This window comes from Streptomyces sp. JL2001, from assembly GCF_050917515.1.
Lineage (GTDB): Bacteria > Actinomycetota > Actinomycetes > Streptomycetales > Streptomycetaceae > Streptomyces.
On sequence record NZ_CP169421.1, the window covers coordinates 7,000,901 to 7,013,699 of the forward strand.

12 protein-coding genes are annotated in these 12,799 nt (G+C 75.2%); 6 read left to right on the top strand and 6 right to left on the bottom strand.

Annotated elements, in window-relative coordinates; genetic code table 11:
• Positions 1–26: 26 nt before the first annotated feature.
• Positions 27–317, top strand: a complete 291-nt coding sequence (locus ACE1OA_RS31230; protein WP_356605353.1) for a hypothetical protein — start codon at positions 27–29, stop codon at positions 315–317.
• A gap of 72 nt (positions 318–389) precedes the next feature.
• Positions 390–1,937 carry a sigma-70 family RNA polymerase sigma factor gene (locus ACE1OA_RS31235; RefSeq protein WP_432753736.1) on the top strand — a complete coding sequence of 516 codons (1,548 nt, stop codon included), beginning with the start codon at positions 390–392 and terminating at the stop codon, positions 1,935–1,937.
• A gap of 39 nt (positions 1,938–1,976) precedes the next feature.
• On the opposite strand, the gene ACE1OA_RS31240 is transcribed toward ACE1OA_RS31235, so the two are convergent.
• From ACE1OA_RS31240 to ACE1OA_RS31255, 4 genes are all read right to left on the bottom strand, one after another.
• Positions 1,977–2,828: a CAP domain-containing protein gene (locus ACE1OA_RS31240; protein WP_432753737.1), complete on the bottom strand. Its 852-nt coding sequence runs from the start codon at positions 2,826–2,828 to the stop codon at positions 1,977–1,979.
• A 163-nt stretch (positions 2,829–2,991) separates the two neighbouring features.
• On the bottom strand, positions 2,992–3,876 hold the full coding sequence (locus tag ACE1OA_RS31245; RefSeq protein WP_356605346.1) for a universal stress protein: 885 nt from the start codon (positions 3,874–3,876) through the stop codon (positions 2,992–2,994).
• A 164-nt stretch (positions 3,877–4,040) separates the two neighbouring features.
• Positions 4,041–5,297, bottom strand: a complete 1,257-nt coding sequence (locus tag ACE1OA_RS31250; RefSeq protein WP_432753738.1) for an acyl-CoA dehydrogenase family protein — start codon at positions 5,295–5,297, stop codon at positions 4,041–4,043.
• Positions 5,298–5,469: 172 nt separating this feature from the next.
• Positions 5,470–5,928 carry an RrF2 family transcriptional regulator gene (locus ACE1OA_RS31255; RefSeq protein WP_356605342.1) on the bottom strand — a complete coding sequence of 153 codons (459 nt, stop codon included), beginning with the start codon at positions 5,926–5,928 and terminating at the stop codon, positions 5,470–5,472.
• A gap of 201 nt (positions 5,929–6,129) precedes the next feature.
• Here ACE1OA_RS31255 and ACE1OA_RS31260 point away from each other — a divergent pair, with 201 nt between their 5' ends.
• Together ACE1OA_RS31260 and ACE1OA_RS31265 are read left to right on the top strand one after the other, a co-directional pair.
• Entirely contained in the window at positions 6,130–6,270 is a 141-nt protein-coding gene (locus ACE1OA_RS31260) for a cell envelope biogenesis protein OmpA (protein ID WP_356605340.1), read from the top strand.
• 149 nt (positions 6,271–6,419) lie between these two features.
• A complete protein-coding gene (locus tag ACE1OA_RS31265; protein WP_386541409.1) occupies positions 6,420–7,268 on the top strand; it encodes a glutathione S-transferase C-terminal domain-containing protein in 849 nt (282 codons plus the stop codon).
• A 105-nt stretch (positions 7,269–7,373) separates the two neighbouring features.
• On the opposite strand, the gene ACE1OA_RS31270 is transcribed toward ACE1OA_RS31265, so the two are convergent.
• A complete protein-coding gene (locus tag ACE1OA_RS31270; RefSeq protein WP_432753739.1) occupies positions 7,374–8,411 on the bottom strand; it encodes an NAD-dependent epimerase/dehydratase family protein in 1,038 nt (345 codons plus the stop codon).
• Positions 8,412–8,554: 143 nt separating this feature from the next.
• On the opposite strand from ACE1OA_RS31270, the gene ACE1OA_RS31275 reads away from it, so the two are divergent.
• Together ACE1OA_RS31275 and ligA are read left to right on the top strand one after the other, a co-directional pair.
• Positions 8,555–8,797, top strand: coding sequence for a DUF5133 domain-containing protein (locus ACE1OA_RS31275; RefSeq protein ID WP_432753740.1), 243 nt, complete (start codon positions 8,555–8,557; stop codon positions 8,795–8,797).
• A gap of 97 nt (positions 8,798–8,894) precedes the next feature.
• Positions 8,895–11,045: an NAD-dependent DNA ligase LigA gene (gene ligA / locus ACE1OA_RS31280; protein ID WP_432753741.1), complete on the top strand. Its 2,151-nt coding sequence runs from the start codon at positions 8,895–8,897 to the stop codon at positions 11,043–11,045.
• Between the two features lie 113 nt (positions 11,046–11,158).
• Here the strand turns inward: ligA and ACE1OA_RS31285 are convergent, their stop codons facing one another.
• Complete coding sequence (locus ACE1OA_RS31285; protein WP_432753742.1) at positions 11,159–12,505, bottom strand: D-alanyl-D-alanine carboxypeptidase family protein; 1,347 nt, start codon at positions 12,503–12,505, stop codon at positions 11,159–11,161.
• Positions 12,506–12,799 lie beyond the last annotated feature (294 nt).

Here is a 12,799-nt window from a genome sequence, read left to right on the forward strand (position 1 = left end):
TGGCATCCGGGTGTGAACCTGGATGGATGAGCTGGGCATCATGGACGACCGCCGGGGTCTATACCGGGCGTGGTGGGGTGCTCACCGACGAGGTCGGTGTGCTCACGGGCGACGTGACCGTGCACACGACCTGGGCGGATGACGAAGCACGTGTGGCCGTGCAGTACAGCGGCGCGTCCGACTGGTTCACCATGTCGGGCAGTCCGGTGCCGTGCGCCTCCGAGGTGGAGAGCCGCGACATCCACGAGGCGGTCATCGAGGCCGTCCGGGCGGGGAACGCGGCCGTCGTGCCGCGCCTGCACCATCCAACGGCATAACTGTTATCGCGCCCGCGCCCACGGGTCTCCTCAGTACGGGGACGGGAAGGCCCAGGGACGAGGGAGCACGACATGGACAGCGACGAGCACGGCGCGGCCGAGCTGGTGGAGGCGGCCGCGGCGGGAGACCCGGCTGCCCGGGAACGCCTGGTGCGAGCCTGCCTTCCCCTCGTCTACAACATCGTCGGCCGGGCGCTCGACGGTCACGCCGACGTCGACGACGTCGTCCAGGAGACGATGTTCCGTGCCCTCGACGGCCTGCCCGGGCTGCGCGACCCCGCGCGTTTCCGCTCCTGGCTGGTCGCGATAGCCATGAACCAGATCCGCCGGCGCTGGCGCGACCGGCAGCACGGCGCGCTCCCCGGCCTCGACCGGGCCGCCGAGCTCGCCGACCCGGGCGGCGACTTCGTCGACCTGACCATCCTGCGCCTCGGCCTGTCCGGACAGCGCCGCGAGGTCGCCGAGGCGACCCGCTGGCTCGACGAGACCGACCGTGAACTGCTCTCCCTGTGGTGGCTGGAGGCCACCGGCGAACTGAGCCGCGCCGAACTGGCCGAGGCGCTCGACCTCACCGCGCAGCACGCCGCCGTCCGCGTCCAGCGGATGAAGGGGCAGCTGGAGACGGGCCGGGCCGTCGTACGGGCGCTGGCCGCGACGCCGCCCTGCCCCGAACTGGCCGGGATCCTGGACGGCTGGGACGGCCACCCCTCCCCGCTGTGGCGCAAGCGGATCGCCCGCCACCTGCGGACCTGCTCCCCGTGCGCCCCCGCCCGCGCCGGACTCGCCCCCGCCGAGGGGCTGCTGGTGGGCCTCGGTCTGGTGGCGCCCCTGGTCGGCCTGCAGCCGGCTCCGGTGGCCCCCGACGACCTGGCCACCGCGGCCTGGCCGGAGTCGGCGGCGCCCTCCACCGCCGGGCCGCCGGCCCCCGATCCGGCGCCGCCCGCTCCCGTCGACCCGGCGGTCGGCGGCGCCGGCCTCCCGCCCGGTTCCGTCCCGGGCCCGCGCGAGGCCGGCGGCACCGTGGGCCGGGCCTGGATCGCCGGCGCCGCCGCGCTCGGTGTCCTCGGCGGCCTCATCCTTCTCGTCCCCTCGGCGCCCGAGGAGCGGGAGTTCGCCCCGGTCGCCCCCGCCGCGGCGCCCCCGGTGCGGGCCAGCGCGCCGGCGTCCCCCGCACCGCCGCCGCCCACCACGCCCCGTCCGAGCCGCACGGCCACTCCCGCGCCGACCCCGACGCCCACGGCGGCGGAACGGCTGACCCGACTGGTCAACCAGCGCCGCGCGAAGGAGGGGTGCGCGCCCCTGCGCACCGATGACCGGCTCACGCAGGCGGCCCGCGCGTACGCCCGGGACATGGTGCGCCGCGGCTACTACGGGCACAGCAGCCCCGAGGGCGAGTTCGCCGGCACTCGGATCTCGGACACCGGATACGCGTGGAGCCGTTGGGCCGAGAACCTCGCGCGCGGGATGCGCGACCCGGTGACCGTGTTCGACAGCTGGATGGACGGCGGGATGCACCAGGAGAACATGCTGGACTGCCGCTACCGCGACACCGGTGTCGCCGCCGTGCCCGGCCCGGACGGCACGGTCTGGGTGCAGAAGCTGGCCCGGCCCGCCGGCTGAGCCGGGACCGGCACCGGCGGGCGGGCAGCGCGCGCCCGGTCAGCGGCGGGCGCCGAAGTTCTGCACCCACCACGGGCCGTTGGCGGTGAGGGCCACGCCGACACCGATCTCCGTGAAGGAGCAGTTGAGGATGTTGTGCCGGTGGGCGTCGCTGTCCATCCAGTCCTCCATCACCCGGACGGCCGACTTCGGGCCCCGGTGGATGTTCTCGCCCCAGGCCGACCAGGCGTAGCCCGTGCGGCTGATCCGGTCGCCCGCGTTCCGGCCCTCGGGGGACTCGTGGTCGTAGTAGTCGCGGGCGGCCATGTCGTCCGCGTGCGCCTGGGCCGAGGACCGGAGCCGCCGCTCGGCCCGCAGTGGGCGGCAACCCGCCTTCTCCCGCTCCTCGTTGGCCAGGGCGACGACCTGCTCGACGTAGTCGGCGGGCCCCCTGCCGACCGGAGCGACGGTCGCCCGGCCGGTCTCCCGGCGGACCGGGGCGGGCGGGAGCGTGCCCGTACGGTCCGCGGTGGAACCCGCGTCGGGCGAGGGTGAGCGTCCCCGGACCGGTCCGGAGACGGTTCCCGCCGGGGAGACCCGGGCCGGCACGGTCGCGGCCGCGGGGCGGGCGGCGCCGTACCCGGCCGGCCGCGGTGCGGCCCCCACGGCGAGCGGTGCCGGGGCGGACCCCGCCGCGGCCCGCGCCCGGGGCTCCGTCCCTGGCGTGCGCTCCGTCGCCGCCACGTAGGCGCCCAGGGCCACGGTCAGGACGGCCGCCGCCACCCCCGTGAGGGTGACCGCCGTCCGGAAGGACGGCCCGCCCGCCACCCGCCGCCGGGCCCCTCCTCCTCTGCGGTGACGGCCGCCGCTCGCCTTCCGGCCGTGCGGGCTGGGTGCGTCGTGGTGGTGCATGGGGCTCCGCTCTCTGTCCGGGGCCGCCCGGGGTTCGGCGGGAGGAGCGCTGCCGGGGCGACGGACGTATCACTTTCCGGCTTCCGCCACCGCGACACACCTCGTCAACCCATGGCGTCAACCCTCGTTGACCACCCTCCCCGACCGGCCGGGAATGAGCGCGTCAGACGTGGGGAACGACTGCCACCGGGCAGGGCGCCAGGTGCAGGGCGGCGTGCGCCACGGACCCGATCCGGGACCCGAGAGCCCCGCGCCGGGCCCGGCGCCCGACGACCAGGAGCCCGGCGGCTCCCGACGAGGACAGCAGCACCTGTCCTGCGCTCCCGACCTCCACGTGCTCGGTCACGGGCACGTCCGGGAACCGTTCCCGCCACGGCGCCACGGCCTCGCGCAGGGCCTTCTCCTCGAACGGGACGAGCCCGCCCGCCTGGTCCGCCAGCGCCATCGACGCCGGGCTGTAGGCGTACAGGGCCGGCAGGCTCCAGGCCCGTACCGCCCGGACCGGCACGCCCCGGGCCGCGGCCGTCTCGAACGCGAAGCCGAGAGCGGGGGCGCTGTCCTCCGGCCCGCCCTGCTGACCGACGAGGATCTCCCCGCCGACGTGGCCCTCGCCGTCGGGGGCCGCGTCGCCGTCCCGTGAGCGCACCGCCACGACCGGACGGCTTGCCTCCGCGATGATCTGCTGTCCGTACGAGCCGAGCAGGAAGCCCGCCAGGGCCCCGTGCCCTCGCGAGCCGATGACGAGCATCTCCGCCTCCTTCTCGGTGCTGAGGAGTGCGGCGACCGGCGTGTCGTGCAGGACCTCGGCGGTCAGCGCGAGGCCGGGGCGGCGCGCCGCGATCCTCGCCTCCGCCTCGCGGATCACCTGCTCGGCGATCCGTTCCTGGGACCCCCGGTCCTGTTCGAGCGGGATGTCCAGCGGCTCCCAGCGCCAGGCGTGCACCAGCCGCAGGGGCAGCCCCCGGCGGTGCGCCTCGCGCGCGGCCCAGTCCGCCGCGGCGAGGCTCTCCGGGGATCCGTCCACACCCGCGACGATCTCACGACTCATCAGGTTGCCTCCGTGACTTCGATGGCCCGGCCGTCCGGCCCGGCCCGCTGCCTCCAGCTTGGGCCCGACGGCCGGTCGAGGGGAGGGCCGGACGTCCCGACATGCCGGTCCGCCCGTCCCGAACGGCCGCCGGGCGGCGTCTCGTCGAGGGTGCGCCCCCTCGGTCAGGCCAGCAGGGTGAGCCGCGCGTGGGTTCCGTTGAGGTAGTGGTCGCCGATGGCCCGCAGCCGGCCTGCCGAGGACGTGGGGGCCGTCAGGGCGCGCGCGTTCCGCCAGAAGCGGTCGAAGCCCGGTCCCGTGGGCGCCGTGTCGGCGGCCTCCGCGCCGGCGACCAGTTCCAGGATCCGGGTGGTGATCCGTACGGCGGACCTGCTGGTCACCGCCTCCGCCGCGGCGATCAGCACGGCGATGTCGGCGCGCTCGTCCACGCCGAGCGCGTGCTCCGCGGGGAGCCCGCGCGCCAGCGCGTCCGTGGCCCGCTCGACGACCGCGGCGGCCGCGTGGGCCTCCGTGGCCAACTCCCCGTAGGCCAGCAGGAGGTAGGGATCGTCGCCGCCGGTGACCGGGTAGTCGACTCCGTCGGGGGCGGGGTCGGCGTGCGGCGCGGCGGCCTGGGCGGCCCGGCTGACGTCCCGCGCCTCGGCCAGCGCCCCCTCGGCGATGCCGAGACCGACGTGGACCAGGACCAGCCGCAGGGCGAGCGGGGCCAGGGTGGCGAAGGGGGAGGCGGAGTGTTCGTCGCGGGGGAGCGAGCCGAGGAGGTCGTGGGGCGCGACCGGGACGCGGTCGAACGTGACGGTGCCGGCTCCCGCGAGACGCTGCCCGACGCGATCGGTGCCGGCGTCGGTGAAGACGGCGGGGTGGGCCGGGTCGACGAGGGCGACCAGTAAGTCTCCGGTCTCGGTACACCGCGCCCCGACCACCAGCCGGTCCGCGACGGCGATCCCGGAGGCGAAGGCGCGCCGGCCTTCGAGCACGTGGCCGCCGTCGACCGGTGTGAGGGTGAGGCCGGGCCCGCCGGCGCCGACGGGCTGGTCGACGCCTCCGGCGAGCAGCCACCGTTCCCGGGCCGCGCGGTCCTCCAGGGCCCGCGGTCCGGCGGCGGCGCCGAAGAAGCGGGCGCTCCAGGACAGGGCGTAGTGATGGGCGAGGAGCTCACCGACGGAGCTGTCCGCGGCCGAGATCTCCCGGATCACCGCGCACGCGGCACGCCAGTCGGCGCCCCGCCCGCCCGGGCCGGGCGGGGTGAGCAGGGCGGGCAGTCCGGCCTCCTGCAGCCGGGCGAGCTCGTCGAACGGAGCCTTGCCGGCCCGGTCTCTGGACAGCGCGTCCGCCGCGAGGTCGTCGGCGAGTTCCCGGGTGATGCGGCGCCAGATCTCGTCGTCCGCAGGCCGGTCGGCCCGTCCGGAGGTGGGGCGCATCGCTGGCTTCTTCGGCGTTCTCACGTCACCTCGCATGATCCCTAGTATTCCCACTGGAATAGTAGGGATAGTTGCAGAGGAGGGCGGAGCGCCCAAGAGGCGTTCACATCATGGACAATGACGTCTCGACGGCCGAGATGTCCTCATGGGGAGTGGCGCCGGGTCACCGGCGTCAGGGATTGGTCCAGGCCTCCGGGTCCTCCGCCAGGGCGGAGATCTCGGGCGGCAGCTTCGCGGCGGCCACGTCCGCCAGGGACACCCCGTCGAGCACCTGGCGCACGCCGGCGCGCAGGGCGATCCACAGCGGCAGCAGCGACTCGGCCGCTCCGGTGTACGAAAGCTCCGGCGGGCGGACCCCGCGCACGGAGACGAGCGGGCCGTCCACGCAGCGGATCACGTCCGCGACGGAGATCGACTCGGCCGGTTTGGCCAGCCAGTATCCGCCGTTGCCCCCGCGCTGGCTCAGCACCAGACCGCCGCGGCGCATGTCGCCGAGGATCCCTTCGAGGAACTTGTGCGAGATGCCCTGGCCCTCGGCGATCGCCTCGGCCTTCAACGGCGCCGTGTCCTGGGCGGCGGCGAGCTGAAGGGCGGCACGCACCGCGTAGTCGGCCCTGGCTGAGATGCGCATGCCCGCATTATCCCGCACCGCCGTGACCGGATTCGTACGCTCACGGGTGGAAACGCGGGTCGGCGGCGACCGGGCCCACCGGTCCGGGCCGCGCGAGCCCACCCGAGGCCGTCCTTCGGCGCGTCCGCCCTCTTGACGCCGGACCCGGGCGATCCCACACTCAGGACGGGAAACCGAGCGAACAGGTAGGGAATGGGAACCATGGTGCGCACGGACATGGTGGACAGGGCTCGTACCGTCCCGCTGCCGCGCTCGCTGCCCCTGACCTCCCGCCGCCACATCGATCTGCTGCGGGTGTGCAGCGCGGCGAGTCGCGCGCACCGCGCCGGCGCCGCCCGGTAGGTCCCGGTCCGGGACCCGGACGTCCCGCCTGACCGCCCCGCTCCGTCGGGCCCCCGCTCTCCTCCGTCCCGCAACTCCGCTGCCTCCGGGCGCGCGCCGAGCCGCCGCACGCCGTCGCGCCCCGGCACCGAGCACCTCCAGGGAGAAGCATGTCCGTCACCCCTTCCATCGTGGCGCCCCCCTTCCGGGGCCGGATCGGCTGCGACGTCCGCAGCGGCCACTACGCCGTCCCGCACCGCTATCGCCTCCATCTGACGCCGTCCTCGCCCGGCTGTCTGGGCATCGCCGTCACCCACAGCCTCCTCGGACTCGACGAGACCGTCCCCCTGACCCTCCTGCCCGCCACCCCCGACGCCGCCGACGGCGGCTACACCGCCCTGCGGCCGCTCTACGAGGCCAGCGCGCACCAGTACGCGGGACCCGCCGCCGCCCCCGTCCTGGGTGACGACTGGACCGGCCGGATCGTCAGCACCCACGTCCCCGACATCCTGCGCGACCTCGCCCTGCGGTTCCGCGGCGACGGCCCCGACCTGGTGCCCGAGGGGCGCGAGGCCGAGATCGAGGCGATCGGCGACCTCTGCGCCCGCCGCGTCAACCGGGCGGCCCAGCACGCCGGCGAACTGGGCCTCGACGAGCGGTCCGCCCACCGCGACCCGCTCACCGTGCTCTTCGCGGCGCTCGGCTCGCTGGAGCGCAGACTCGCCCGCCACCCCTACGTGCTCGGATCCGCGCCCACCGCCGCCGACGTCCAGGTGTGGGTGACGCTGGTCCAGCTCGACACGGTCCACCGCTGGCACCTCGACGCCGCGGCGATGGACCGGGTGGCGGACCATCCGGCCCTCTGGTCCTATGCCCAACGCCTCGCCGGCCAGGACGAGTTCGGCCGTCATCTCGACATCGACGCGCTGGCCGCCGGGCATCGCGCCCACTGCCGCGGCCGGGAGGCGGCGGGCGGCGCGATCCGCATCGTCGACTGGCCCTCCCACCGCCTGGACTGAACACCAGCGGCCCGCGGGCACGTCGAGGACCCCCTGGTCCGGACCAGGCGGCGCCTTGTCGGTCTTGCCGGTCTTGCCGGTCCTCGAAGAGCGCCCGGACAACAGTCAGCCGATGCGGCGCCCCGCGAGCGGCGCGGTGGCGTCGCCGGCGCCGGTGCGGACGCCCCGCAGGAAGGCGTCGAGCGCCTCCAACGAGCTGGTGGACGGCTCCCATTCGAGTTCCCGGCGCGCCCGCTCGGTGGACATCAGGGGGAGGTGGAGCAGCGCGTCGAAGAGGCCGGGGGAGGCGGGGGCCATGCGCAGCCGCCAGGCCGCGGCGAGTGCCCCGCGCACGGCACGGCTGGGGACCTTCACCGCCCGGGAGTCGAAGAGCCCGGCCAGCACCTGGCCGTCGATCACCGGGTCGGCGGCCAGGTTGAAGGCGCCCCGTACGTCGCGCAGCAGCGCCTGCCGATAAGCGTCGGCGGCGTCGTCGGTGTGCAGCACCTGGAAGCGCAGGCCAGCGAACTCCGGTACCAGGGGCAGCAGTTCCGGTCGCAGCAGCGCGCCGGGGAAGAACCGGCCCGCGAAGATCCGGCGCTGCTCGCTCGCCGACTCCGCCTTGAAGAGGAACCCGGGTCGCATGCGCACCACCCGGGTCTGCGGATGGTCGCGTTCGAAGGTGTCCAGGACCCGTTCCAGGTACGCCTTCTCGCGGGTGTACGCGGCGCCCGGCCAGCCGTGGGTCGGCCAGGACTCCGACACGCCCGCCCCGGTCTTCGGGCCGGGGGAGTACGCCCCCACGGACGAGGCGTGCACGAGCACCGGCACCCGCGCGTGCGCGACCGCTTCGAACAGCCGCAGTGATCCGAGGACGTTGGTCCGCCAGGTCGCCACGGGGTCGTGGGTGGGCCCGAAGGCCCACGCCAGGTGGACGACGGCGTCGGCATCCTCGACGTACTGCGTGAGCCGGGGCCCGTCGCGCTCCATCGACAGGTCCACCTCCGCCCACTCGGTCTTCGGGAGGATGAGCCCCGGCCGGCGTCGGGCGAGACCCAGCACGGAGGCGATCCGCGGCTCCCGCTCCAGTGCCCGGACCAGGCTCGTGCCGAGGTTTCCCGTCGCGCCGGTGACGGCCACCCTCAGTCGCTCGCTGGGGTTCATGTCTCGACCTTCCGCCATCCGGTACGGGCGCGCACCTCGGCCCCGCCGGCCCGTCACGGAACGTGTCCGTGCGACTCGCGAAGGTGCGCGAGTGCCCCGAACATGTAGCGAAAGAGGGGAGGGGGGCGTGCCAGGAGGACATGATGTTGCTGCCCGACAGAAACGCGATCGACCGGCTGCTGCGGCACTACCGGAACCAGGAGAAGGTGGTCCTGGCCCGGCCGTGCGACCTGTCGATCCGCCGGCGCCTCGAGGACACCGCCTACACGCTGTGCGTCCTCATGGGCGAGCGCGACGCCCGGGACGCGGTCCACGCGGCCGAGCGCTACGTCGGGCAGGGCGGCCCCGTGGCCCGGCCCGCGCTGGAGAGCCTGCCGGGCACCTGACCCGCGAGCGGGCCCGGTTCCGCGACCCCGCGGGCGGGCGCCGTCGGCGGCTCCCGCCCCCGGCGGCGGGAGCCCGTTGTCAGTGGTCACCGGCAGGATGGACCCCATGACAACGACTTCGGTTCTTGCCGATGCCGCCGCGTACGCGCAGGCGGTCGAGGACGCCAAGCAGGCTGCCGCCGCCTACTACGCGGGCGGCACGTCCCCGCTCGACGACGACGCCTACGACCGCCTCGGGCGGGCGATCGCGGCGTGGGAGGCCGACCACCCCGACCAGGTGCGGGCCGACTCCCCGACCGGCAAGGTGGCCGGCGGCGCCGCCACCGGCGACGTGCCGCACACCCGGCCGATGCTCTCCCTGGACAACGTCTTCTCCGCCGAGCAGTTCACGAGCTGGACCGCCTCCCTGGAGCGACGGATAGGCCGGGGCGTCGAGCGCTGGAGCGTGGAACCGAAGCTCGACGGACTGGCCGTCGCCGCCCGCTACGAGCACGGGCGGCTCGCCCGGCTCGTCACCCGGGGCGACGGCACCGCTGGCGAGGACGTGTCGCACGCCATCGGCACCATCGTCGGCCTGCCCGAACGACTCGCCGAAGAGGTCACGCTGGAGGTCCGCGGCGAAGTCCTCATGACCACCGAGCAGTTCGAGGCCGCCAACCCGGTCCGGGTCGCGCACGGGGCCGAGCCCTTCGCCAACCCGCGCAACGCCGCGGCCGGCACGCTGCGGGCCAAGGACCGCGCGTACCGCGTCGAGATGACGTTCTTCGCCTACGACATGCTGCCGCTGGTCCAGCCCGCGGACACCGGCACCCCGGGCGACCCGGGTACCGAGGACGCCGCGGGCGCGCCGGACGTGGGCGGCGACCCGGTGACGGGGCTCGACGACCGGGCGCACAGCGAACTCCTCGCGTACGCGGCGGCCCTCGGACTCCACACGTCCGCCGCCACCGCCGTCCCCGGCCGCATGGTCACCAGCGCCGAGGACGTGCTGGCCCGGGTGGCGGAGATCGCCGCGCTCCGCGCGGAACTCCCCTTCGGCATCGACGGCATCGTGATCAAGGCGGACCTCGCCGCCGACCGCCGGGAGGCCGGCTCCGGCTCCCGCGCACCGCGCTGGGCCATCGCCTACAAGCTGCCCGCCGTGGAGAAGGTCACCCGGCTGCTCGGCGTCGAGTGGAACGTCGGACGCACCGGCATCATCGCGCCCCGCGCGGTCCTGGGGCCGGTCGAGATCGACGGCAGCACCGTCACCTACGCCACACTCCACAACCCGTCGGACATCACCCGGCGCGACCTGCGGCTGGGCGACCACGTCATGGTCTACAAGGCCGGCGACATCATCCCGCGCGTCGAGGCGCCCGTCGCCCACCTGCGGACCGGCGAGGAGCAGCCGATCGGCTTCCCCGAGGCGTGCCCGCAGTGCGGCTCCGAGATCGACCGCAGCGAGCAGCGTTGGCGGTGCGCACGGGGCCGTGACTGCCATCTCGTCGCCTCCCTCTCGTACGCGGTCGGGCGCGACCAGCTCGACATCGAGGGGCTCGGTGCGAGCCGGATCGTCCAGCTCGTGGACGCCGGCCTCGTCGGCGACGTGGCCGACCTCTTCACGCTCACCCGGGAGCAGCTGCTCGGCCTCGACCGGATGGGCGAGACGAGCACCGACAACCTCCTGGCCGCGCTCACCGTCGCCCGGAGCCGGCCGCTCAGCCGGGTCCTGTGCGCCCTCGGCGTCCGCGGCACCGGCCGCTCGATGTCCCGCCGCATCGCCCGCCACTTCGCCACGATGGACCACGTCCGGGCGGCCGACGCGGCGGCGATGCAGCAGGTCGAGGGGATCGGGGCGGAGAAGGCGCCCGTCATCGTGGCCGAGCTCGCCGAACTGGCCCCGGTCGTGGACAAGCTGGTCGCCGCCGGGGTGAACATGACCGAACCGGGGGCGACCCCGCCGCCCCCGCCCGGCACCGAGGCCGAGACCCCGGCCGAGGACACCGCGGCGGGCCCACTGGCCGGCCTCTCGGTCGTCGTCACCGGCGCCATGACCGGCCCCCTCGAAACCCTGAGCCGCAACCAGATGAACGAGCTCATCGAACGCGCCGGTGGCAAGTCCTCCTCCAGCGTCTCCAAGCGGACCGGCCTGGTCGTCGCGAGCGAGAAGGCCGGCTCGAAACGGACCAAGGCCGAGGAGCTGGGCATACGTCTGGTGGATCCGGAGGAGTTCGCCGTGCTCCTCGGCGACTTCCTGCCGGCCTGACCGGAGGCGCGGCGACCGGCTGCTCCCGGCCGGCCGTCCCGCTGGTGCCGTCCCCCCGCCGCGGGGACGGCACCACCGGGCCGTCGCCGCTCACCCTCCGGCGTCCACCCGGTTCACAGCTCGGCGCCGCCGTCCTCACGCCGGGTCGTCCGCCTGCGCCAGATCCAGAGCGTCAGCGCCGCACCGAGCGCCGAACCCACCAGGGCGAGCGGCAGCCCCGACCACAGTCCCGCCGGAGCGGTCCCGGAACGCGCGACCTCGTGCGCCGCGCCCTGTCCCGGGCCGGAGAGGGCGGCCGCCCGGGCCGGGGGCGCGGACGCCTGCCCCGACGGCGACGCTCCGGCCGCCGCGGCGGGCGTCGCCTTGCGCGCGCCGCGCTCCGGACCGGCCTGCGGAGCGGTGCTGCCCCGCGTCTTGCTCTTCACCGCCTCCTGCGCCCCCTTGGCCTGTACCTTCGCCGGTGACTCGGCCCGTGCCTGCGGGGGCTGGAGCGAGCCCACGGGCCGTACGTGGCCCGCCGCCTCGAAGCCCCAGTCGAGCAGCGTCCGCGCCTCCTCGTAGACGGCGCGACCGCCGCCCCACTGCGGATTCATGACCGAGACGACCAGGGTCCGCCCGTCACGGCGGGCGGCGGCGATCAGGGTGTTCCCGGCACCGCTCGTGTAGCCGTTCTTGACCCCGATGAGGCCGGGGTACCGGTCCACGCCGTCCTCGCCGGTCAGCAGCCGGTTCGTGTTGCGGATCCCGTAGGACCACGAGCCGGCGGGGAAGTCGGCGTACCGCGTCGAGCAGTACCGGACGAACGCGGGGTCCCGCAGCCCGGCCCGGCCGAACACCGCGAGGTCGAACGCCGACGAGACCTGGCCCGGCGCGTCGTACCCGTCCGGGGACACCACCCGGGTGTCGTACGCGCCCAGCGCCTGTGCCTTCTCCTGCATCTGACGGGACATGGACTCCCAGCCGCCGTTCATCGCGGCCAGCACGTGGACGGCGTCGTTGCCCGAGCTGAGGAACACACCGTTCCACAGGTCGGAGACCTTGTACGTGTATCCGGACTGGACGCCGACGAGGCTGCTGCCCGCACCGATGCCCTCCAGCTCCCAGTCCTCGACGGTGTGCCGCTGCTCGTGATCGGAGTGAGGGAGCGCGGTGACGGCGAAGAGCGTCTTCAGGGTGCTCGCCGGCGGGAGCCGCCGATGCGCGTTGCGCGCCGCCAGCACCTCGCCCGAATCGGCGTCGGCCACCACCCAGGACAGGGCGGAGAGGCTCGGCACGTCGGGCGCCCCGGCCAGCGGTTGCGCCTGGGTGCCGGTGCGGTAGAGGCGGGCGGGATCGACCTGGCGTTCCGCGGGAGGCGCGGGTTCGGTGACGGACGAGGCCGAGGCCGCCGGTACGGGCAGGGCGAGCAGCAGCGCCACGGTGCCGACGACGGCGTGACGGACAGCAGACTTGACGATCATTCAGCCACCGTAGGAAGCGCTCGGGCAGCCCGCAGATCGAAGTGCGCCGACCGGCGTACAGGCGTCGGCCCACTTGGGGGACGGTGCCTCCGGACGGCCGACGCGGTGCGGGGGGACAGCCGCGCACGGACCTCCCCGACCGGGCGGCGGAGCTGTCGGCGCGGCAAGGCATGCTGGTGACGTGTCCTCACTCCCGAACCAGAGCAGGTCCGTTCAGCCCCGGTCCGGCGCGCGACCGGCCGGCGTGGCTCCGCAGGGCGCGCCGTCCGGCGCGCCGGTGGCCCGTCCCGACCG